The sequence below is a fragment of the Faecalibacterium sp. HTF-F genome (assembly GCF_023347535.1).
Taxonomy (GTDB): domain Bacteria; phylum Bacillota; class Clostridia; order Oscillospirales; family Ruminococcaceae; genus Faecalibacterium; species Faecalibacterium wellingii.
The window spans coordinates 126,907-147,705 of record NZ_CP094473.1 but is presented as its reverse complement, the minus strand read 5'-3'; the positions used below and the strand labels follow the sequence as shown (position 1 = coordinate 147,705).

Genomic DNA, 20,799 nt, shown 5'->3' with positions numbered 1-20,799 from the left:
ACAGGAATCCTCCTGCTCGGCAGCGCGCTTTTCTCTTTCTTCAGAACACCAGCTGCACCAGCAGCACATAGCACAGCGTACCGCCCGCGACACTGAGCAGGGTCTCATGCTTCCACTTGTGCAGGCCCACCGTCACCAGCAGGGCGATGGCCTCCGGAATGCCGCGGCTGCCCGCAAAGGGGGTGACGCTTTTCAGGCAGTAGACGATCAGCATTCCAAAAATGGCTGCGGGCAGCACCCGGCCCAGATACCGCACCACCTCTGGCGGCTGCTGATCCTTGGAAGAGAACACCACAAAGGGCAGAAAGCGGGTGAGCATGGTGGCGGCTGTGCACACCGCAATGGTCAGCCCCATCTGAACGGCGGTCATGCGCCCACCTCCCCGGTCTCTTCTGCAGGGCCCTCGGCTTTTTCAATGGGCTTGCGCAGGGCCAGCAGCAGGATCAGGATGCATCCCATGGAGGGCAGCAGAAAGCTGCCGGAGCCAAAAAACACCAGACACACCAGCGGGGCGGCAAGGCCGATCAGGGCGCTGTAGTGCTGCCGGTCCTTTTCCCACTGGTTGAGGAAGATCACCGTGAACATGGCGGTCATCACAAAGTCCACACCCTCGGTGCTGAAGGGCAGCACCGAACCCACCACCGCGCCAAGACCGGCGCTGAACACCCAGTAGCACTGATCCAGCAGGGTGATGAAGAACATGAACCAGCCCCTGTCCACCCCCTCCGGCGGCTCGGCCGAGCAGGTGATGGAAAAGGTCTCGTCGCTCATGGCAAAGATCATATAAAAGCTGCGCAGACCGTAGCCCTTGTAGCGCTCCAGCATGGCAAGGCCGTAGAACAGATGCCGCGCCTGGATCATCAGCGCCATCAAAAAGGCCGAAAGGGGCGAGAACGCGCTCAGCAGCAGGCTTGCCAGCACAAATTCCAGCGAACCGCCGTAGACCACCGTGCCCATGAGCATGGGCATCCACACCGGCAGGCCCAGCGACTGCACATAAATGCCATAGCCCATCCCCAGCACAAAATAGCCCGCCAGCACCGGGATGGTCTGCGGTGCGGCGGCGCGCAGTGCCCGCCATACGGTGCTCTGCCGCCTTGTCAGTTGTTGTCCGGTTGCATATTCCATTGGTCTTCCCTCAAAAAAACAGCATAGGGCCTTTGACCGCAGCCGCAGTGCTGCCGTCAAACCCACTTCCTCGATATGTAGATGTATGTATTATTATAGCAGGTTTCACGGCTTTTGCAAGAGTAGCGGCCCCGCTGCCATGGAAACCAATTTTCCGCATGAAGGCTTCCCCTGCCGGCCCTGTTCGGCTCCATGGCGCTGGGTCTGTTCGCCAGCTCGTCCAGCGGCAGCAAGGTGGTCAAGGGCGGCATCAAGGGCGTGCTGCCGGTGCTGGTCATCATGACAGTGCTCTCCCTCGCCGCACGCCTTGCAGGCTACGGCTCCGTGCTGGGCGGCCTTGTGGGCATCTTTATCATCGTGATGCTGCCCATCGGCATCCTGACCTCCTACGTACTGTGGAAGAAGGGCAGGATCCAGGTGGTAGATAAAGAGCAGAAGTAACGATACGCAAAAAACCTCCCGGCCAGCGACCGGGAGGTTTTTTACTTATTCTGCGTTCTTTTTGTGCAGGTCCAGTTCCGGCATCAGCTCCTCGCTCACGATGGTGAGCATCTCTTCCAGCTTTGCGCAGTCCTCGGGGGAGAAACGCTCGCGGGCGCGCTCCACTACGGTGTGCAGGTAGGAATAGCTGATGTTGTAGTAATCGATATACTTCTGGGTGGGACGCAGGTTGTATTCGCGCCGGTCGGTGGTGGACTGGATCTTTTCCACATAGCCTTTTTTCACCAGACTGCCGATCTTATACGCCGCATTGGGGGTGGAGATCTGCATCATGCGGGAGAACTCCGCAATGGTGGGCTCGCCCATGGCCATGATGCCCTCCATACAGAAGGATTCCACCGTGGTCAGCGTGGCTTCCCGGGTGGCAAAGCGCTGAAAAATGTTCTGGTAAAAGTGCAGCTTGAATTTGGTATATACGTCCTGAAATGCCTGTTCCAGCATGGGTCGTGCGCCTCCGATGGTTCATTTTCTTTCAGTATACCACATTTTGCACGCAGCGCAAAGGGAAATCACGGAGAAGCCATGGAAATCAATTTTCCGCATGAAGGCTTCCCCCGGTCGGGGGAAGCTGTCACCGTAGGTGACTGATGAGGGCGCAGGATAGCACGATTTCGCCTGAACACCCCTCATCCGGCGCTACGCGCCACCTTCCCCCCAAGGGGTGAAGGCTTTTGCTCCGGGTCAAGCTGCAAAAGTTGATTTCCGTGCGGAGAAGCCGAACAGCCTTTTCAGGCCTGCTTCGTCTTTTTGGTGCGCAGGCGGATCACGTTCAGCACCGCCAGCTCCACCACAATGGCAACAGCCAGCAGGATCAGCGAGGTGAACAGGCTGCCGTTGGCACCCAGAAAAGCCTGTGCAATGCCCGTAATGACATAGCACACTGCCGCGCAGGAAGCCGCCGTAATGGCGTAGGGCAGCTGGGTGGACACATGGTTCACATGGCTGCAGTGGGCACCGGCGGAGGCCATGATAGTGGTGTCCGAGATGGGGGAGCAGTGGTCGCCGCAGACGGCACCGGACAGGCAGGCCGCAATGGAAATGACCAGCATCTCACCCTCCGGGAAGGCATGGCACACGATGGGGATGAGGATGGAGAAGGTGCCCCAGGAAGTGCCGGTGGCAAAGGCAAGGAACACTGCCACAAGGAAGATGATGACCGGCAGCATGTACTGCAGGGCAGAGGCGGAGCCGTTCAGCAGGTTTGCAACGTAATATTTTGCGCCCAGCAGGCCGGTCATGCCGGACAGGGTCCATGCGAGGGAGAGGATCAGCATGGGGCTGACCATGGCCTTGAAGCCCTCGGGGATGCAGGCGGCAAAGTCCTGAAAGGTCATCACGCTGCGCACGCGGTAGAACACAAAGGTGAACAGCAGGGCGATGCTGCTGCCCAGCACAAGGCCGGCAGAGGCGTTGCAGTCCGCAAAGGCGGTAACGAAGTCCACGCCCTCAAAGAAGCCGCCGGTGTAGATCATGCCAAAGATGCAGGCCGCGATCAGCACCAGCACCGGGGCGATCAGGTCCGCCACATGGCCGCAGGTGTCGGTGCCGTCGTCCACATCGTTGCCGTAGGGACGGTCCTCGGTGGTGAACAGGTCGCCTTTTTTCGCGTTGTCCTCGTTGAGCTTCATGGAGCCGAAGTCCGTGCCGGTGAAGATGAGGAACAGGCTCATCACAATGGTGAGCACGGCATAGTAATTATAAGGAATGGTGCGCAGGAACATGGTAAAGCCGTTGATGCCGGAGCCTTCGGGCACGCTGGAAGTGACCGCAGCCGCCCAGCTGGACACGGGTGCAATGATGCACACCGGGGCCGCAGTGGCGTCGATCAGGTAGGCCAGCTTTGCGCGGGACACCTTCTGCCGGTCGGTGACCGGGCGCATAACAGAGCCCACGGTCAGGCAGTTGAAGTAGTCGTCCACAAAGATCATCACACCCAGCAGCAGGGTGGAAAACTGCGCACCGGCCCGAGAGTGGATGTGGGTGGAGGCCCAGCGGCCAAAGGCGGCAGAGCCGCCGGCCTTGTTCATCAGGGCCACCAGAATGCCCAGCATCACCAGAAAGATCAGGATGCCCACGTTGCTGCTGTCCGAGAGCTTGGCGACCATTCCGCCGTCTTCGTTGAAGAACAGGGTGTTGATGGCCAGCTCCAGATTGCCATTGGCGTACAGCAGTGCACCGGACGCGATGCCCACCAGCAGGGAGGTGTACACCTCCTTGGTGTTCAGCGCCAGCACAATGGCGATCACCGGCGGCAGCAGCGAAAAGATGGTGCTGTACACCGCACAGGTATAGGTGGACGGGTCCGCGATCTTGCCGGGCGTTGCCGCTGTGCACCACAGCAGCAGGGCAAACACCAGCAGAGCTGCGAACCATGAAAGGTTCTTGTTTTTCATAACGGATTCCTCTTTTTTCAAATTTCCGGGGATGCATACCCCTCTTTGTGCAGGAGAAACTATCCCCATCGAATGCAAAGGGAGGGGTGCGCCGCGCCGGATTATAAAGCGATGTATTTTGAGCTGTTCCGGGCCAGCGTGCAGGCCGCACAGCTTTTGCAGGCCGCACAGCAGCAGGCCGAAAAACAGCTGCTGGAAGCAGACTTGCCGCCGATCCGATTGGATGAGAAGGAGGACGAGAAGTAAGCCGGCTCCTTCCGTCACGGCGTTGCCGTGCCAGCTTCCTCAGCGAGGACGGAAGGAGTTTTACCCCTTCTTTGCCTCTGCCTTGGCGGCGAACTTTGCGTCGTTCACCACAAAGCGCTCGTGGGTACCGCCGCCCACGGGGCCTTTTTCGTCATGCAGGGCCACCTTGAAGGTGAGCTTGCGGCCTTCTACCGCCACCAGCTCGCTCTCGCAGGTCACGGTCATACCCACGGGGGTGGGGGCGGTGTGCTCCAGCTCGAGCTTGGTGCCCACCGAACCATTGCCTTCGCCCAGCGCGTCGGCCACGCTCATCCAGCAGGTCTTTTCAGCCAGCGCCACCAGTGCCGGGGTGGCAAACACCTCCAGCGTGCCGCTGCCCATGGTCTTTGCGGTATTGGCTGCGGTGACGAGCACGCTCTGTTCCCCGCGGATACCAGTTTCCAATGTCATATACTTTCCTCTCCTTTTGCGCGCCGTATGGCGCATTTTATTTTTGAACACCTTTATAAGATACCACATTTTGCACCAGAACGCACCCTGTTTTACACTTTTTTGTAAATTTCTCTTTTTCTTTTTTGCGCAAACGAGCTGTTATGCAGCGGAAAGGGCGGCGTCCCGGCGCAGGGGAAGTCTTTCCTCAAAGGGAGATGCCTTGGCAAAAAGATGTAGTTTGCGGGGACTGCCAAAGGCTCTCCCTTTGGGAGAGCTGGCAAGCCCGACAGGGATTGACTGAGAGGGCGAGGATGCTGACCGTGGGGGTGCAAAGCCTCCAATCTGCACCCTTTTTGCGATTCAAAAACGCAAATTTCCTGCGTTTTAAGGCAGATTTCATCAATTCAGCGCAGATGACCAAAATCTTTGAAAAAAGCCTTGACAAGGGGCATTCCGCGTGCTACTATGAACACATGAACAGACGTTCATATGAATCCACTGCGAAAGGAGCTGTCAACATGCCTGAGACAAAAGACCCCGCGCCCGCCCTGCAGCCGGAAGGCCCGGATATGCCGGACGACGAGGTGCTGTACGAGCTGGCCGACCTGTTCCGGGTGTTCGGCGACTCCACCCGCATCAAGATCCTGTATGCACTGCACGACAACGAGCTGTGCGTGCAGGACATTGCAAATGCGGTGGCGCTGAGCCAGTCGGCGGTGAGCCATCAGCTGCGGGTGCTCAAGGATTCCAAGCTCGTGCGGTTCCGGCGCGAGGGCAAAACCGTTTACTACGCACTGGACGATGACCATGTGCGCAGCATCCTCTCCATGGGGATGGATCATATCGAAGAGTGATTCCAAGAAAGGCTGGTATTGACGATGAAGAAGAGCTACAAGATCGAAGTGGACTGCGCAAACTGCGCACAGAAGATGGAGGACGCTGCCAACAAGGTCGCAGGCGTGGCAAGTGCGACCGTCAGCTTCATGACCCAGAAGATGAAGGTGGAGTTTGCCGAGGGTGCAGACCCCCACGACACCATGGTGAACGTTCTGGCCGCCTGCAAGAAGGTGGAGGACGACTGCGAGATCTTTGACATCTGATGCGCGGCAGGTTGCTGCACACGATCAACAGCCTCGCCCTCTCCGTCACCTGCGGTGACACCTCTCCCAAAGGGAGAGGCCTTGGCAAAGAGATGAAGTTTGCGTGGACTGCCAAGGGCTCCCACTTTGGGGGAGCTGGCGAACGAATGTGAGCCTGAGAGGGCGAGCCCGCTAAAGAAAAAAGCATCTGCAGCAAGAATTCGTAGATTTTCTGAGAGCTCAAACGAATGTGCAGATGCTTTTTACTTTGTGTGCGATTGTGTTGTGCAATAACTTTTTCTGTTGAAAAAACAGACTGTTTTCAACAGTTTCCACCCAGTTTTCAACGTCCTTTGCGGAAAACTTGCAAAAGAAACGTGAAAAAGTGCTTTTCCGGCAGAAAAACTGCGTGGAAAACCCGGGTAAAACCGTGGAATATCCATTTTTATGGGGAAAAATTGTTGAAAAGTCCCCGCCTGCCGCAGCGCAATGCGGCCCATGATCCCCCAAAAAAGGAGAGCTTTACTATGAATAAAAAGCAGAAAAAGAACCTGCAGCGCATCATCGCTGCGGTAGTTCTGGTGCTCATCCTCAAGCTGCTGCCCCAGTTCCCCACACCGGTGGAGCTGGTACTGTACTGCATCCCGTACCTCGTGGTGGGCTGGGACGTGCTGCGCAAGGCACTGCTTGGCATCAAAAACCGCCAGCCCTTTGACGAATGCTTCCTGATGGCCGTTGCCACCGTGGGTGCGTTTGCGCTGGGCGACTACATGGAGGGCTGCGCTGTCATCATCTTCTACCAGATCGGCGAGCTGTTCCAGAGCGTGGCCGTGGGCAAGAGCCGGCAGAGCATTTCCAGCTTAATGGACATCCGCCCGGACTACGCCAACATTGAGGGCGAGGACGGAAAACTGGAGCAGGTGGACCCGGACGATGTGGAGATCGGCACCGTGATCGTGGTGCAGCCCGGTGAGCGCGTGCCCATCGACGGCGTGATCGTGGAGGGCGCTTCTGCCCTGAACACTGCCGCCCTGACCGGCGAGAGCCTGCCCCGCGATGTGCAGACCGGTGACGAGGTCATCAGCGGCTGCGTGAACATGACCGGCCTGCTGAAGGTGAAAACTACCAAGGAATTCGGCGAATCCACCGTTTCCAAAATTCTGGACCTTGTGGAAAATTCCAGCATGAAGAAGGCCCGCGCCGAGAACTTCATCACCCGGTTTGCCCGCGTGTACACCCCCGCCGTGTGCTACAGCGCACTGGCTCTGGCCTTTATCCCGCCGGTGGTGCTGCTGCTCATGGGTCAGCCTGCCCGCTTTGGCGACTGGGTCTACCGTGCACTGACCTTCCTTGTCATCAGCTGCCCCTGCGCACTGGTCATCAGCATCCCCCTGAGCTTCTTTGGCGGCATCGGCGGTGCATCTGCCTGCGGCATTCTGGTCAAGGGTTCCACCTATCTGGAAGAGCTGGCCCGCACCGGCATCGTTGTGTTCGACAAGACCGGCACCCTGACCCAGGGCACCTTTAAGGTGACCGGCATCCACCCCGCAAAGGGCACCACGGAACAGCAGCTTCTGGAAGCCGCCGCGCTGGCCGAGAGCTGGTCCAAGCATCCCATCTCCCTGAGCATCAAGACCGCTTACGGCAGGGAGATCGATCCGAACCGCGTCACCGATGTGCAGGAGCTGGGCGGTCACGGCGTCACCGCAAAGGTGGACGGCAGGACCGTTGCTGCCGGCAACGCCCGCCTGATGGAAAAGCTGGGCCTGAACGTCCCCGCCGTCAGCGAGACGGGCACCCTTGTACATGTTGCCATTGAGGGCAGATATGCGGGCTATCTGCTGATCGCCGATGTGGTAAAGCCCCACAGCGCACAGGCCATCCGGGGCCTGAAGGACGCCGGTGTGCGCAAGACCGTCATGCTGACCGGCGACGCCGAGCCCGTAGCAAAGGCCGTTTCCGCAGAGCTGGGTCTGGATGAATACCATGCAGGCCTGCTGCCGGGCGACAAGGTAGACCAGATCGAAATGCTGCTCGCCGCAAAGCGGCCCAAAGAGAACCTTGCCTTTGTGGGCGACGGCATCAACGATGCCCCCGTGCTGTCCCGTGCCGATGTGGGCATCGCCATGGGTGCACTGGGCTCCGACGCCGCCATTGAGGCCGCAGACGTGGTGCTGATGGACGACGACCCGGCCAAGATCGCGCTGGCCATGCGCATTGCCCGCCGCACCCTGCGCATCGTGTACCAGAACATCGTGTTTGCACTGGCCATCAAGTTTGCCTGCCTTGTGCTGGGCGCGGTCGGCATGGCCAGCATGTGGACCGCCATCTTTGCCGATGTGGGCGTGATGGTGCTGGCCGTGCTCAACGCCACCCGTGCCCTGTACACCAAGGACCTTGCCCGGAAAAACGAACCGTAAGGCCCGCCCTGTTTTATAGCAACTCTGCCGTGCATCCTGTGAAGGGTCCACGGCATTTTTTTATCCGGCGCAAGGTGTCCCCCCATCCGTTTTGCCGCCGCAGCGGCTGCATGATGGCTGCGCGCGCTGCGCTGTGAGAGACGCCGGATGCCGGCTTTCCTGCACCAAAATCCCGCTCCATAGCTGGAACTTCCGCATTCCAATTTCTTCCGGAAATGATTGCTCTTTCGCCGAGAACGTGGTAAAATGAGAGCCTAACGCTCAAAAAATGCACATTTTTATCAGGGTGTATCTGAAGCATCAAAAATTCAGTCTATTTCTACATAAAGGGGCCGTTTGGGGCAACGTTTTCGGAAGAGCAGGTGTTTTGTGCTCGGTTGGAAGCGTTTTCGTAAGCAGTGTGCACCGAATGGATATGGGCAAAAAGGCCGTTCCGGCAGTGTGCACTGCTTATGAAAACGGTTCTCCGTTCAAAACAAGAGGAAGGATGGAAATATGAAGCTGTTTTCCTACCTGTCTGTGGCGGTGCTGCTTCTAAGCAGCATCGCACTTGCAGCGTACTCCCCGGATCTGCTCTCGGCGCTGATCGTTGGTCTTATGTGCATCATTGCACTGGCCGGGTGCATTCACGGCCTTTTACCGACCATCTCCATTACGGGCGGTCTGCTGAACGGCCAAAAAAGCATCCGCAAGGCGTCCGAGACCGAAGGCAGCTCCGCATGGGTCGCGGCCCTGCAGATCGAACGCTTTTTTCAGCAGAAGACGTTGGACGGACTGTTTGAGGAATATCGTGAAAAAGTGCAGCATCAGCGTGAGACCGGGCAGATCGTCAGCGATCTTGACGAAGTGCTCAACGAGGACGTGCTGGCGCTGCACACATGGAAAGGCGTTATCGCGCAGCTGCCCGGCACCCTGACCGGTCTGGGCATCCTTGGCACCTTCGTGGGTCTGCTGCTGGGCCTGCGGGGCATCAGCTTCGTCACGGTGGAAGCCGCACTGGGCAGCGTGCAGTCCATTCTGGCCGGCATCAACACGGCATTCTACACCTCTATTGCAGGCGTGATCCTGTCGATCCTCTTCAACATCACAAACAACGTCCTGCGCACTATCATGAATCGTGAGACCGGGCTGTTTCTGGAAGAATTCCACAAGTCGGTCATTCCCACCACTGACGAGCAGGCGCGCTACAGCAGCCGCCGCGAAGTGCGGCAGATTCTGGAACTGCTGGAGCGCCTGCCCAGAAATGCAGGCAACGGCGTTCTGAGCCGCGAGACGGTGCAAAGTGCAGGCCTCAACGAGCGCGTACTGATGCCGCAGATTCTGGATGGTCTGCGCAAGAACGAGTTCACCTTCTTCCTGCAGCCCCGATATGATCTGAACACCCGCAGGGTGGTCGGTGCCGAAGCACTGGTGCGCTGGAACCACCCGGTGCTGGGCGTGATCTCGCCCGCCGTGTTCATCCCAGTGCTGGAAAATAATGGTTACATCACCAAGCTGGACCAGTACATCTGGGAGGAAGTATGCAAGACTATCCGAGTGTGGATTGATGCGGGAGTCCGCCCGGTCCCCATCGCGGTCAATGTTACAAAGACGGATATTCTGGCCATCGATGTGGCGGAGTTTTTCTCCGAAATGCTCAAAAAATACCGTATCCCGCCAAAATATCTGAACATCGATATTGCAAAGTCTGCCTATCTGGAGACCCATGGTGCGCTGAGTGATACGGAAGCACAGCTGCAGCAGATGGGCTTCCGGGTGATATTGGACGGCTTTGACGGCGACTATGTGGAACTGAGCGCACTGGGCGGCTTTGGCACCGACCTGCTCAAGCTGGATCTGCGCAGCGCTGCGCTGCAGAATAAGACCGATGTGCTGCCCGGTATTTTTGCACAGGCCCGCACGCTCCGGCTGAATCTGCTGGCCGAGGGCATTGAAAGCACCGAGCAGCTGAACGTGCTGCGCAAAGCCGGCTGCACCGAAGGGCAGGGATACCTCTTCTCCCGTCCGCTGTCGGTGGATGAATTTGTCAGGATCCTGAAAGTGGGGCACTCCGGATGAAAACGAGAAAACGCAGACAGGATCCGGATGCAGAATACAATTTCTGGCAGCCGGCAACCGATATGATGAGCGCCCTTGTGTATGTGCTGCTTCTGATCATTGCACTGCTGGGCCTTTATCTTCTGAGCGATTACACCGGCCTCGAAGAGCCCTCCTCTTCCAGTGAGGAAGCTGCGTCCAGCGGCTGGCATGACGACGACTACGACGGCTGGCACGATGGCGGTGCCGATGATGACCCCGGTGACGGCGACGGACGATACGATCAGCAGATCATCCAGACCGGCGGCGGTGGCGGTGGCGGCGGCTACGACGAGGACGGCGTTAAGGCCGCCGTGTTTGCCGAGCTGATCGATGAAGAGACCGAGCGGCGCATTCAGGAAGCCGGTGTGCGCTTTGAGCTGTACCGCACGGATACGGCCCATCTGATCAACGGCAGCCTGCAGACCCTGAATACCTACTACCCGGAAAAGATCAGCTACCGGGAGTATGAGACCACCGGGGAAGGCACCTTTTATCTGCCGGAAAAGATCTGGCAGGGCAGCTACTACTTCCGTCAACTCAGTGAGCCGGAAGGATACGATGCGGCAGCGGACACCTACTACGATGTGGACCGCATGTACGACTGGCCGGAGCCCTACATCGTGCAGATTCGGGTGGCTCCCTGCAAAAACATCATCCGGCTGCAGATGAACGACGCCGAAACACAGCAGCCTGTAGGCGGCGGCACCTTCCGGGTGATCGCAGCCGAAGATATCATCACGAAGGATGGCACGGTGCGCTATACGCAGGGCCAGCAGATGGATACCATCACCTGTGACGAAGCCGGCTACGGCGAAAGCGTGGAATTGTATCTTGGCAAGTACACGGTGCAGCAGCAGTCGTCCCCCAACTACTACACCACCATGCAGCAGGATCTGGATGCAGAAGTGGAAAAGAAGAACGGCAGCGACCCGGAGCTGCACAAGATCGATACCGAAAAGACAACGATCCTTCTGAACGTCACGGACGAACTTACTTCCTCTGCTCTGGAGGGTGCCGTCTTTACGGTGACCAACCGGCGCACCGGCACCACCCAGACAGTGGCGACCGATGGGGCGGGCCAGATCCGTCTGACCGATCTGGATAAGAGCACGACCTATCTTATCCGCGAACAGCAGGCACCGGAAAACTACCGTCCGGATGACACGGATCACACGGTGATCGTCGCTGCGGACGGCCGCATTGACGGTGCAGGCAGCACAACGCTGGACATCACCAACCGGCTCCTGCGGGTATCCATCTCTGCTGTGGATACGGTGCTGCGCAGCAATACGGAGGGCGAACAGCTCTCCCTGTACAACGAGCAGGATCAGCTGATCCGGAGCTGGACGTCCAGCGATTCCGGCCAGCTGTTCACCGATCTGACCGAGGGCAGCTACTACGTGGTACGCGGCAAGGCAGATCCCGCAAATGCCCGGAAATATCCGTTCACTGTACAGGATACGGCAAGTACGCAGAACTGGACCGTGCCGGTGTTTACGCTGCGCAGTGCGGTGGCTCTGGCCGTTCTGGCTGTGGTCGCCGCCGGTGTGGTCTGGCTGCTGGTGTTCCTGTGGGGCATCCTTGCACGCCGCCGCAAGGCGCGGAAAGCTGCTGCAGCTCAGGACGAGACCCTCGACCAGAGCGAAAATAAATCATAAAGGTGGTGAGAAACAATGGACAATGACGAGATCCGCATCAGCGACCTGCTGTACACCGTCTTCAAGCACCGGAAGACGATCCTTGTGCTGGGCCTGCTGGGCTTTTTCTGCGGATTCGTGTTCAGCGGCGTCTCCTTTCTGCGGAACAGCCGTACCAACTATGCGGTCAATTGTTCCGTTGCGATCACCTCCCAACCCTCTGCAGACGGCGTTGTATACAATAATTCTGATTATCTGAGTTCAAACACCTTTTATCAGACCCTGGATATGATGGACGCCGCGACCTTTGTGATGAAGAGTGAGCGCACCCTGCAGGCTGCCATTGATCGTGCAGGCCTTGTATCGGTCACAACACAGGATGTTTCTCAGAATCTGCAGGTGAGCCGCTACAATGAGACGCAGGTGCTGCTGCTTACCTTGACCTGGAACAATGCCGAGGCCGGTGTTCAGCTGATGAATGCGCTGGTGGATGCCATCAAGGAGATCCTGCCGGAAACGCTGATGATGGGCTCTGTGGCCATGATCGATGCTCCGGAAGCAGCTTCTACAACGGGCGGCGGTGCCGGCCAGTATGTCCGCCTGTGGGTGATCTTCTGTGTGCTGGGTCTGGCCGCCGGTGCGGGTCTGGCGGTGCTGGAGTTTTTCCTGCGGCCCACCCTGCTGAATGTGAAGGACGTGGAGGATGTCCTGAAGCTCGAAACTCTGGGCAGCATCCCCAAGGACAACAGCTACTTCCAGAAGAGTATGCAGTTGTTGAGCGAAACGCACCGTGCAGATGCCGATGCCGTGCAGAACTTTGCTTCGGCCGCGCATATCCTGATCAACTGGTTCGGCACCACGGCAGAGCCGCACTGGTTCTATGTGACTTCGGCTGAGGATGGAGAAGGCAAAAGCACGGTGGCGGCCAATCTGGCCCTGCAGCTGTCCGATATGGAAAAGCGCACCCTGCTGCTGGATCTGAACACCCGTGCTCCCCGCCTGGGCGGAATGTTTTTGCAGGATCTGCCGTACAGCCGGACGCTGAATGCCCTGTACAAAGGCGAATCTGCCGAGCCGGAAGCGGTTATTTCGCTGACCGGCTATCTGGACCTTCTGCCGATGGTGCTAGAACCCGATGCGGTGCCGCTGGATGCCGCCCTGTTCGACTTTTTGAAACCGATCATGGAGCCCTACGAGTATGTCATCATTGATGCTTCCTCGGTGGGACGTTCCTCGGATGTGCTGCGCCTGAACAAGCTGGCAGACCATGCGCTGTTCGTTGTGCGTCACGATGCCACCCCGCTGCCTGTCATACAGGATGCCATTGAAAAGCTGAACAAGTCCGGTGTGCAGCTGCTGGGCTGTGTGGTCAACGAAGTGCAGTCGCTGGAAATCTTTCCGCTCCATCCGGAGCACGTCGCAGCTCCCATCCGGAAGAAAAAGAAGAAACCGGAGAATGCCGACAGCCCGCTGCCGGAGGACCTGCTCCGTCCGGCAGATTCCGCGCTGGAGCCGACATGGAAACCGGCAGGAGATGGCCGAAGCGTGATGGACGAACTGACCGATGATCTGCAGCGCAGCCAGAATACCCGGAGCGATGATGAGATCATGTGGGAGCTGCTCCGCATGGGAAAAGACGGAAGCTGGAAGCGGCCAGAGCGGAAACCGGTGGCGGACAGCAGCACGCCCCAGCCGCCGCAGTCCGTTCCGGATGCACCGCCTGCACCCGCACCGGCAAAGAAACCAAAGACCGTACCGGATGCACCGCCTGCACCCATACCGGTGGAGAAGCCGAAACCCGTACAGCCGGAGCCCGAAGCGGAGTCCAAGGCCGGTCTGCTCCCCTGGACCGAGCCGAAACCCGAACCAAAGCCAGAGAAGAAGCGCAGCCGTGCACCGAAGCCGGCTGCAGCGCCCAAGCACGGCAAGGCATCCAGCCGCAGCGGACTGGGGCTCTGGGGCAAAAAACCGAAGCACTGAGAACCGAAAAGAGACAAAAAGCCCACAGGTCAGATGGAATTCCGGCCTGTGGGCTTTTTCATATTCATGCAGTTTCTGTTCCGGTTTAGCGGCAGACCGGGTCGGCGGCATCGTAAAGGGCCTGCGCCATACGGCTGGCATCCTCCGGGGTCATCAGATCCTGCACCACGTTGCGGACGGCAGTGCCTACTGCAAATTCGTATTTCGGGATGGAGAACCGCTCCGGGGTCTGGTTTATCACCCCACGCTGTCCCAATCCAAAACTCTTTTTGGAAGTGTTCATCCACGGGAAGATGCTGTAGTTCTGGAAATCCTCATAGGCATCCACGATGGGGGAGGTGCCGCCCAGACGAACCAGCAGGGAAGCCACATGCCCATCGTGTACAACATGGAGGAGCTGCGTAAGGTTCTGACCTACGACAACATCAACATCGTTGGCGTGGAGGCCATTGCCAAGACTGCGGATTCCGAGATGATCGACCCGGAGAACCTGAAGTGGATTCGGGAGCAGGGGCTGTACATCTGGGTCAACAGCATCAATCTGGGCAGAGGTCACGAACTGAGCGGCACCTACAACGACGATGTGGCCCTCAGCGAGGGACCGGATGCCGCATGGGGCGTTCTGATGGATCGTGGATACAATGTGATCCAGACTGACTGGCCTTCCCTGCTGGCTTCTTATCGGGACGAGAAATTCGGCGTATAACCGATAAAAAGCCCGGCGTGTAACCCCTGAAGGCAGAGACTGCACGGGTCTCTGCCTTTTTGTATAGGAGACGATACCATGAAACTGTTCTATGGGACCGGAAACCAGAGCAAGCTGCGGAATATGCGCGCCATCCTTGCTGGGATGCCCATCGAGCTTGTTACCCCGGCAGACCTCGGCATCCGGCTCCCGGCTGTGGAGGAGACCGGCGCAACACCGCTTGAAAATGCAGTGCTGAAAGCCGAGGCATACCATGCTGTTTCCGGCCTGCCCAGCTTCTCGCTGGATTCCGGGCTGTATCTGGAAGGGGTGCCGGCAGAGCTTCAGCCGGGGCCTTACGTCCGCCGGGTAAAGGGCAGGGAACTTTCCGACGAGGAGTTCATTGCCTACTATCAGCAGTTGGCGCACCAGTACGGCGGCAGGCTCAAGGCACGGTTCATCAACGGGCTGTGCGTGGTGCTGAACGACCGGCAGCGGAAAGAAGCCGCAGGGCCGCAGGTCTCCACAGACTGGTTCTGGATCGTGGAAACGCCCCACCCCACCCGGTTGAAGGGCTTTCCCATGGACAGCATTGCGGTAGACCCCCAGACCGGGCGGTACTGGGTGGAGGGCGATTTGAAGGACGAACAGAACGCCAAGGGTTCCACCCTTGCCACGGGTGTCCGCAGGTTCTTTTCGGAGCTGCTGCAAAACGACCTGCGCTCTGAGATCGTTCCCTATCCGGATCGATCCGAAAAGCACGAGAAATAAAAGAAATAAAGCGAAAGAAAGAAAACACATATTCTGACAGGAAAGGAGAAATTTCGTGTCAACACCACTTTTCGAGACGCTTCACATTACGTCTGACGTATCCGTTATCGTGGTATCGGTGGCACTGATGCTGATCTCAGGTTTTGCCATGACCCGCATCACCAAGCGTCTGCGGCTGCCCAACGTTACCGCCTATATCGTTGCCGGTATCCTGATCGGCCCCTATTGCTTCAACCTGATCCCGGCCCGGATCGTGGGCGGCATGGGCTTTATTGCCGATATTGCACTGGCATTCATCGCGTTCAGCACCGGCGAGTTCTTCAAGTTCTCTACCCTGAAAAAAAGCGGTCCCAAGGTTCTGATCATCACGGTCATGGAAGCCTGCCTTGCTTCCATACTGGTGTTCATCGTGGTCTACTTTATTCTGGGTCTGGAGCTGAACTTCTCCATCGTGCTGGCGGCACTGGCGTCTGCTACGGCACCCGCCTCCACCGTTATGACCATCCGGCAGACCCATGCCAAGGGCGACTTTGTAGAGACCCTGCTGCAGGTGGTGGCACTGGATGACGTGGTGGGTCTGCTGGCTTACAGCATTGCCATCTCGGTGGCACTGGCTTCCATGACCGGCACTTTTCAGGCCGGTCACATCGTTAAGCCCATCGTTCTGAACATCGCCGTGTTCCTGCTGGGCGGTCTGTTCGGCGTGTTTCTCAAACTGCTGCTGCACAAGCGTTCCACCGATAACCGCCTGATCGTTTCTGTGGCACTGCTGTTTGCCTTCTGCGGCATCTGTGCCGTGTTTGATGTGTCCCCCCTGCTGGGTTGTATGTCCATGAGCATGGTCTACATCAACCTGACGGACGACGAGCGGCTGTTCAAGCAGCTGAACTACTTTAATCCCCCCATCCTGCTGCTGTTCTTTGTCCGCTCCGGTGTCAACTTCAACCTCAGCGCACTGGTGAACAGTTCCGAGAGCATCGGCTCGGTGTCCCTGCTGCACATCGGCGTGGTCTACTTCCTTGTCCGTATCATTGGCAAGTATGCAGGCGCATTCATCGGCTGTGCCATTGCCGGTAAGGACAAGCTGGTCCGCAACTATCTGGGTCTTGCCCTGATCCCGCAGGCTGGTGTTGCCATCGGTCTGGCAGCAATGGGTGCCCGTACCCTCGGCGGCGAGACCGGCAACATTCTGGAGACCGTCATTCTGGCTTCCAGCGTTCTGTACGAGTTGATCGGCCCTGCCTGTGCAAAGCTGTCCCTCTACCTGTCCAAATCCTACTCCAATAAGCTGGAGGAGATCGTTGAGATCCCGGAGGAGGAAGGGGCAGAGCAGAAGACTGAGCTGGAGCTGCTGATCCAGCGCATCCAGGCCATTCAGGAAGAGCTGCCGAAGCACGACGACCCCTTCTATGAGGACGAAAAGGCATTCTCCGAAGCCGCTGAAGAACACTATGCCATGACAGGGATTCCCAATCCCAATCTGTACAGAAGGAAGAGGGGAGCATTTTGAAACAGTTATCCTTGTTTGCACTGGCTGATCCCATTGCAAAAATGCTGGGCAGCTGGTCGGTGGAGCTTACCACCTATTCCATCCTGCTCCGCCTTGTGACCGTCATCATCCTGACCTCCATCATCGGCTGCGAGCGTTCCAGCAAGCGGCACTCCGCAGGTCTGCGTACCTTTGTGCTGGTGTCCTTCTCCTCCTGCGTAGCCATGATCCTGGACCTGTATCTGATGCAGGAATACCGCATTGGTCTCCCGCTTCTTTCCACTGCCACCATCATCTCCGCAGCCATGCTTTCCGGCAACTCCATCATCTTCAGCTCCCGGAGCCAGATCAAGGGTCTGACCACCTCCGCTGCTCTGTGGTTCTGCGGCTTCCTTGGCTTTGTCATCGGTGCCGGACAGTACACCCTGAGCATCATCGTGTATGTGCTGTTCCTGTGCATCCTCACATGGTTCCCGTCCATTGAGGTGTATCTGAACAACCGCTCCAACCATTTCGAGATCCATCTGGAGCTGAAGAACAGCAACTATCTGCGCGACTTCGTTACCGTCAGCCGTCAGCTTGGTCTGCGGATCGACGACATCGAGGCGAATCAGGCGTATGTGGGTTCTGGTCTGAGCGTGTACACCATCACCTTCACCATCTTCAGCGCAGAGCTGAAAAAGTACAAGACCCACCGGGAGATCATTCAGGCACTGAGTTCGCTGGATTACATCTATCATATCGAGGAACTGCGTTAAGCGGTTTGTGCAGAAAGAGGGTTCCACATGATTAAAAATATCGTATTCGATATGGGAAACGTTCTGGTTCGGTTTGACCCGGAGCTGTTTATGGACCGCTATTCCCTCACCGGCGAGGACCGCAAGCTGATCCGCAACGAGGTGTTCCGCTCGGTGGAGTGGACCATGCTGGACCGGGGCGTGATCGACGAGGAGATCGCAGAACAGCACATTCTGCCCCGCCTGCCGGAGCGTCTGCACGATGCAGCCCGCGGGCTGATCGAAACGTGGGATAACCCCATTGTGCCGGTAGAGGGAATGCTGGAGCTTTTGCAGGCACTGAAAGCAAAGGGCTACCGGCTCTACCTGCTTTCCAATGCTGCCACCCGTCAACCCATCTACTGGGCACGGGCAGAAGCCAGCAAGCTGATGGACGGTGCCCTGATCTCCGCAGAGGTCAAGCTGCTGAAGCCCGACCCGCAGATCTACCGCACCTTCCTGCGCAAGTTCGCCCTTCGCCCGGAGGAATGCGTCTTTATTGACGATACGCCCATCAACGTGGAGGGCGCACTCTACGAAAATATGGCAGGCATCGTGTTCAACATGGATGTTGCTGCCCTTGCCGAGAGCCTGCACGCTCTGGGCGTGGAATGGTAAGGTTTTGATTGGAGAAATGCTTATGATGATCTGGATCGGTTTGATGCTTTTGATTTGTGCCGGATTCTCTGCTTATGCGGGGGCATCCCAGTTGGAACAGGCAAAACAGCGTACAAAGTGTTCTCTGGACGCTTTCACGGAACGAAGAAACGGGGTAAGCTGCATCTGTCTGGCGATCCTGTTCGTGATCCTTGCAATCGGCATCAACCTGTGACAGTGCATTTTTCCCGTCCCTGTTTGCTTCTTCCAAAGCCTGTCTGATGGATTTGTTATGGCTCCCCATCGCTGCAGCAGTCCACAGGCGGTTTTGAAAGATAAATCTCCTTCATTTTCATTTTCTGCTTAACGGCAGCAACAAGAGCGGAGCCTTTTGCAAGGCTCCGCTCTTGTTGCTGCAGCATAGCATTCCTGCAATCATCACGCTTCCGTGATGGCTACACCCTCCTACGATGCAGACAAGGGTTTGGGATTTCCCAACAAGCCCTGCTTGCTGCGAATGCGAACGCCTTTTTGAATTGCAAAATGATTTTTCAGTTGCTATACTGGGCTTATCAAAGTTTTTTCGGGAGGATGCCGCTATGACTGCACAGACAATACTAATCGGGAACAGACCTTGCCGCATTTACGGCGAAGCTCATGCAGAATACCTGCTGCTCCAAATGACCGGCGAACACGAGCTACAGAGCATGGAAAGCGAGGTTACCGCTATTGCACAGAGTGCGCACCACTTTCTGTTTGCGGCCATCCCGGTGGAAAGCTGGAACGATGCACTTTCTCCGTGGGAAGCCCCTGCCGTGTGGGGGAAGCAGGGTTTCGGTGGCAATGCTGCGGACACCCTGCGCTTTCTGACAGAACAGGTCATCCCCACGCTGAAACAACAGTTTGAACTCTCGGAGAACGTCAAAATCATTCTGGGCGGCTACTCGCTGGCGGGATTGTTTTCGCTGTGGGCATCCACCCAGACCGATTTGTTCCACGGTGTCGCCGCCGCTTCTCCCTCGGTGTGGTTCCCGGGCTGGATGGAGTTTGAACAGCGGCACCCGATACAGGCACAGCGCGTTTATCTGAGCCTTGGCGACAAGGAAGAGCACACGAAAAACACCGTCATGGCTGCGGTGGGCGATAACATCCGCACCCTGCACAGTCGGCTTGCAGAGCGTAGCACAGACTGCACCCTTGAATGGAACAGCGGCGGGCACTTCAAAGACGCCGACCTACGCACTGCGAAAGCCTTTCGGTGGGCGATGGAGGAACACGCATGACCATTTTGATCGATGCAGATGGCTGTCCGGTTGTCGATTTGACATTGCAGATTGCAAAGCAGTTCGGCGTTCCTGTCATCATCCTGTGCGACACCTCCCACCAGATCGAGCGGGAAGGTGCGTAGACGCTGGTGTTCGATAAAGGGGCTGACAGCGTAGACTTTGCCCTCGTCAACCGAGTAAGGCCGGGGGATATTGTCGTGACACAGGACTACGGGCTGGCCAGCATGTGTCTTGCCAAGCGCGCACGCGTGCTGAACCAGAATGGTCTGGAGTACACCTCCGACAATATGGACGCCCTCATGCTGCGGCGGTATGAAAACAAAAAGCTCCTCTGTGCCGGAAAGCACCCAAAGGGGAGCCCAAAGCGGACGAAGGAGCAGGATGAAGCATTTGTCGCCACACTGACAGATATTTTAGCGAGCGTCTGATTTTCTGAATCAAAAATTTGATATTGCAACCGCCACTCACTCTTTCCCGGAGTGAGCGGCGGTTGTTTCTTGTTCAGCGCATCTTGCTTTGTTAACTTTCTGTTAATTTTCAAAATAAAGGTTGTCAACCAGCCTTTCTCGATGCCTACCAAGTGAGGGAACGCTCTCAACCTTCAATGAAGGCAAAAAAATCAGCGTCAACACCCCCCATTTTAGGCCGCTTTTTCTGTTAATAGTAGAAACGCTTCTTTGAAGGTCAGTCATTTGTGACCTTTTTGTTAATTCTCAAAAAGATGGTTTCTTTTGGTCTTTTTCGTCGGCTACCAAGTGAGAGGACTTTTTCAAAAGTGGAGATTCGGCCTCAAGAATTACAACTCAATTACAATTTTCCCTTCGATGCTATGAAACAGGCGTTCTCGATGCCTACCAAGTGTAGGGCATCTTTTTCAAGACCATTCTCGGACTATTATTACGTTTTGTTTACAAAATTGCTTCCAATGCTACGAAATGGCCTTTTTCATCGGCTACCAAGTAGAAGGATGTTTTTCGTCCATCAAAGTCCAGAAATCTTCCATACGTTCCTTGACAAGTGAATAGTTCAATCGTCCGGTACTTCACAAAAGGTACTTCTGTAACTCGCAGCCCGGTCATAACGAAGACGGGGTGGCTGAAATGCCAATGGTGCGGTGCAAGCCCGCCGCCGGACGATTCCCCACTCCTAGGGAAGTCGAGGACCAATATGGGAGACCTTAACTTATTAACGCAGACGGGTTTGAACTTATCTGCGATGGGGGAGTTGGAACTACTGCCAGCTCTCTTTACATTGCCACCTGACCGCAGCTTTGCTGCAAAGGATATAACCGCAGGTAACA

At 57.1% G+C, this 20,799-nt stretch carries 21 protein-coding genes and 1 pseudogene; 16 read left to right on the top strand and 6 right to left on the bottom strand.

The genetic code is table 11. From position 1 onward, the window contains the following. Positions 1 to 40: 40 nt before the first annotated feature. Together MTP37_RS00700 and MTP37_RS00695 are read right to left on the bottom strand one after the other, a co-directional pair. Positions 41 to 370, bottom strand: coding sequence for a branched-chain amino acid transporter permease (locus MTP37_RS00700; RefSeq protein WP_005943786.1), 330 nt, complete (start codon positions 368 to 370; stop codon positions 41 to 43). Continuing rightward, positions 367 to 1,128, bottom strand: a complete 762-nt coding sequence (locus MTP37_RS00695; protein ID WP_249237753.1) for an AzlC family ABC transporter permease — start codon at positions 1,126 to 1,128, stop codon at positions 367 to 369. Before MTP37_RS00695 ends, MTP37_RS00700 begins: the two co-directional genes overlap by 4 nt. A 192-nt stretch (positions 1,129 to 1,320) precedes the next feature. Between MTP37_RS00695 and MTP37_RS00690 the strand changes: the two genes are divergently transcribed. Beyond that, positions 1,321 to 1,569 carry a hypothetical protein gene (locus MTP37_RS00690; protein WP_249237752.1) on the top strand — a complete coding sequence of 83 codons (249 nt, stop codon included), beginning with the start codon at positions 1,321 to 1,323 and terminating at the stop codon, positions 1,567 to 1,569. A gap of 45 nt (positions 1,570 to 1,614) precedes the next feature. Here MTP37_RS00690 and MTP37_RS00685 read toward each other — a convergent pair whose 3' ends face one another. Both MTP37_RS00685 and MTP37_RS00680 read right to left on the bottom strand, forming a co-directional pair. After that, positions 1,615 to 2,070, bottom strand: a complete 456-nt coding sequence (locus MTP37_RS00685) for a MarR family winged helix-turn-helix transcriptional regulator (protein WP_249237751.1) — start codon at positions 2,068 to 2,070, stop codon at positions 1,615 to 1,617. A gap of 287 nt (positions 2,071 to 2,357) precedes the next feature. Further along, positions 2,358 to 4,022 (bottom strand): Na+/H+ antiporter NhaC family protein, encoded by a 1,665-nt coding sequence (locus MTP37_RS00680; RefSeq protein ID WP_249237750.1) that lies wholly within the window; start codon positions 4,020 to 4,022, stop codon positions 2,358 to 2,360. Positions 4,023 to 4,133: 111 nt separating this feature from the next. On the opposite strand from MTP37_RS00680, the gene MTP37_RS13080 reads away from it, so the two are divergent. Continuing rightward, positions 4,134 to 4,268 (top strand): hypothetical protein, encoded by a 135-nt coding sequence (locus MTP37_RS13080; protein ID WP_256469114.1) that lies wholly within the window; start codon positions 4,134 to 4,136, stop codon positions 4,266 to 4,268. A gap of 60 nt (positions 4,269 to 4,328) precedes the next feature. Here MTP37_RS13080 and MTP37_RS00675 read toward each other — a convergent pair whose 3' ends face one another. Next, positions 4,329 to 4,718, bottom strand: a complete 390-nt coding sequence (locus MTP37_RS00675) for a thioesterase family protein (protein ID WP_044953511.1) — start codon at positions 4,716 to 4,718, stop codon at positions 4,329 to 4,331. A 500-nt stretch (positions 4,719 to 5,218) separates the two neighbouring features. On the opposite strand from MTP37_RS00675, the gene MTP37_RS00670 reads away from it, so the two are divergent. From MTP37_RS00670 to MTP37_RS00645, 6 genes are all read left to right on the top strand, one after another. Then, positions 5,219 to 5,554: an ArsR/SmtB family transcription factor gene (locus MTP37_RS00670; RefSeq protein ID WP_249237749.1), complete on the top strand. Its 336-nt coding sequence runs from the start codon at positions 5,219 to 5,221 to the stop codon at positions 5,552 to 5,554. 24 nt (positions 5,555 to 5,578) lie between these two features. Further along, positions 5,579 to 5,800: a cation transporter gene (locus MTP37_RS00665; protein ID WP_249238732.1), complete on the top strand. Its 222-nt coding sequence runs from the start codon at positions 5,579 to 5,581 to the stop codon at positions 5,798 to 5,800. A gap of 506 nt (positions 5,801 to 6,306) precedes the next feature. Next, positions 6,307 to 8,199 (top strand): heavy metal translocating P-type ATPase, encoded by a 1,893-nt coding sequence (locus MTP37_RS00660; RefSeq protein ID WP_249237748.1) that lies wholly within the window; start codon positions 6,307 to 6,309, stop codon positions 8,197 to 8,199. A gap of 495 nt (positions 8,200 to 8,694) precedes the next feature. Beyond that, positions 8,695 to 10,257 carry an EAL domain-containing protein gene (locus MTP37_RS00655; protein WP_249237747.1) on the top strand — a complete coding sequence of 521 codons (1,563 nt, stop codon included), beginning with the start codon at positions 8,695 to 8,697 and terminating at the stop codon, positions 10,255 to 10,257. Beyond that, entirely contained in the window at positions 10,254 to 11,936 is a 1,683-nt protein-coding gene (locus MTP37_RS00650) for an MSCRAMM family protein (protein ID WP_249237746.1), read from the top strand. Before MTP37_RS00655 ends, MTP37_RS00650 begins: the two co-directional genes overlap by 4 nt. 15 nt (positions 11,937 to 11,951) lie before the next feature. Further along, positions 11,952 to 13,895 (top strand): polysaccharide biosynthesis tyrosine autokinase, encoded by a 1,944-nt coding sequence (locus MTP37_RS00645; RefSeq protein ID WP_249237745.1) that lies wholly within the window; start codon positions 11,952 to 11,954, stop codon positions 13,893 to 13,895. 85 nt (positions 13,896 to 13,980) lie between these two features. On the opposite strand, the gene MTP37_RS00640 is transcribed toward MTP37_RS00645, so the two are convergent. Beyond that, complete coding sequence (locus tag MTP37_RS00640; RefSeq protein WP_249237744.1) at positions 13,981 to 14,265, bottom strand: hypothetical protein; 285 nt, start codon at positions 14,263 to 14,265, stop codon at positions 13,981 to 13,983. Between MTP37_RS00640 and MTP37_RS00635 the strand changes: the two genes are divergently transcribed. The 8 genes and pseudogenes from MTP37_RS00635 (at position 14,266) to MTP37_RS00600 (ending at position 19,927) form a co-directional block, all read left to right on the top strand. Further along, positions 14,266 to 14,601 (top strand): DUF4996 domain-containing protein, encoded by a 336-nt coding sequence (locus tag MTP37_RS00635; protein WP_249237743.1) that lies wholly within the window; start codon positions 14,266 to 14,268, stop codon positions 14,599 to 14,601. A 78-nt stretch (positions 14,602 to 14,679) separates the two neighbouring features. After that, positions 14,680 to 15,351 (top strand): non-canonical purine NTP pyrophosphatase, encoded by a 672-nt coding sequence (locus MTP37_RS00630; protein ID WP_249237742.1) that lies wholly within the window; start codon positions 14,680 to 14,682, stop codon positions 15,349 to 15,351. Between the two features lie 55 nt (positions 15,352 to 15,406). Beyond that, positions 15,407 to 16,861, top strand: coding sequence for a cation:proton antiporter (locus MTP37_RS00625; RefSeq protein ID WP_249237741.1), 1,455 nt, complete (start codon positions 15,407 to 15,409; stop codon positions 16,859 to 16,861). Beyond that, on the top strand, positions 16,858 to 17,598 hold the full coding sequence (locus MTP37_RS00620; protein ID WP_249237740.1) for an MgtC/SapB family protein: 741 nt from the start codon (positions 16,858 to 16,860) through the stop codon (positions 17,596 to 17,598). Before MTP37_RS00625 ends, MTP37_RS00620 begins: the two co-directional genes overlap by 4 nt. A gap of 27 nt (positions 17,599 to 17,625) precedes the next feature. Continuing rightward, positions 17,626 to 18,234 (top strand): HAD family hydrolase, encoded by a 609-nt coding sequence (locus MTP37_RS00615; protein ID WP_249237739.1) that lies wholly within the window; start codon positions 17,626 to 17,628, stop codon positions 18,232 to 18,234. A gap of 22 nt (positions 18,235 to 18,256) precedes the next feature. Then, positions 18,257 to 18,448, top strand: a complete 192-nt coding sequence (locus MTP37_RS00610; RefSeq protein ID WP_249237738.1) for a hypothetical protein — start codon at positions 18,257 to 18,259, stop codon at positions 18,446 to 18,448. 379 nt (positions 18,449 to 18,827) lie between these two features. Beyond that, positions 18,828 to 19,496 (top strand): alpha/beta hydrolase, encoded by a 669-nt coding sequence (locus tag MTP37_RS00605; protein ID WP_413784545.1) that lies wholly within the window; start codon positions 18,828 to 18,830, stop codon positions 19,494 to 19,496. After that, positions 19,493 to 19,927 (top strand): annotated as a pseudogene (locus MTP37_RS00600) (YaiI/YqxD family protein). The gene MTP37_RS00605 and the pseudogene MTP37_RS00600 overlap by 4 nt, the downstream one beginning before the upstream one ends. Positions 19,928 to 20,799: the final 872 nt, after the last annotated feature.

Excerpts from the sequence above, each read along its gene's own strand:
- MTP37_RS00675 (WP_044953511.1), bottom strand. The coding sequence starts at position 4,718 with ATGACATTGGAAACTGGTATCCGCGGGGAACAGAGCGTGCTCGTCACC.
- MTP37_RS00670 (WP_249237749.1), top strand. The coding sequence starts at position 5,219 with ATGCCTGAGACAAAAGACCCCGCGCCCGCCCTGCAGCCGGAAGGCCCG.
- MTP37_RS00685 (WP_249237751.1), bottom strand. The coding sequence starts at position 2,070 with ATGCTGGAACAGGCATTTCAGGACGTATATACCAAATTCAAGCTGCAC.
- MTP37_RS00660 (WP_249237748.1), top strand. The coding sequence starts at position 6,307 with ATGAATAAAAAGCAGAAAAAGAACCTGCAGCGCATCATCGCTGCGGTA.
- MTP37_RS00680 (WP_249237750.1), bottom strand. The coding sequence starts at position 4,022 with ATGAAAAACAAGAACCTTTCATGGTTCGCAGCTCTGCTGGTGTTTGCC.
- MTP37_RS00655 (WP_249237747.1), top strand. The coding sequence starts at position 8,695 with ATGAAGCTGTTTTCCTACCTGTCTGTGGCGGTGCTGCTTCTAAGCAGC.
- MTP37_RS00630 (WP_249237742.1), top strand. The coding sequence starts at position 14,680 with ATGAAACTGTTCTATGGGACCGGAAACCAGAGCAAGCTGCGGAATATG.
- MTP37_RS00645 (WP_249237745.1), top strand. The coding sequence starts at position 11,952 with ATGGACAATGACGAGATCCGCATCAGCGACCTGCTGTACACCGTCTTC.
- MTP37_RS00695 (WP_249237753.1), bottom strand. The coding sequence starts at position 1,128 with ATGGAATATGCAACCGGACAACAACTGACAAGGCGGCAGAGCACCGTA.
- MTP37_RS13080 (WP_256469114.1), top strand. The coding sequence starts at position 4,134 with ATGTATTTTGAGCTGTTCCGGGCCAGCGTGCAGGCCGCACAGCTTTTG.
- MTP37_RS00615 (WP_249237739.1), top strand. The coding sequence starts at position 17,626 with ATGATTAAAAATATCGTATTCGATATGGGAAACGTTCTGGTTCGGTTT.
- MTP37_RS00650 (WP_249237746.1), top strand. The coding sequence starts at position 10,254 with ATGAAAACGAGAAAACGCAGACAGGATCCGGATGCAGAATACAATTTC.
- MTP37_RS00610 (WP_249237738.1), top strand. The coding sequence starts at position 18,257 with ATGATGATCTGGATCGGTTTGATGCTTTTGATTTGTGCCGGATTCTCT.
- MTP37_RS00635 (WP_249237743.1), top strand. The coding sequence starts at position 14,266 with ATGCCCATCGTGTACAACATGGAGGAGCTGCGTAAGGTTCTGACCTAC.
- MTP37_RS00700 (WP_005943786.1), bottom strand. The coding sequence starts at position 370 with ATGACCGCCGTTCAGATGGGGCTGACCATTGCGGTGTGCACAGCCGCC.
- MTP37_RS00665 (WP_249238732.1), top strand. The coding sequence starts at position 5,579 with ATGAAGAAGAGCTACAAGATCGAAGTGGACTGCGCAAACTGCGCACAG.
- MTP37_RS00690 (WP_249237752.1), top strand. The coding sequence starts at position 1,321 with ATGGCGCTGGGTCTGTTCGCCAGCTCGTCCAGCGGCAGCAAGGTGGTC.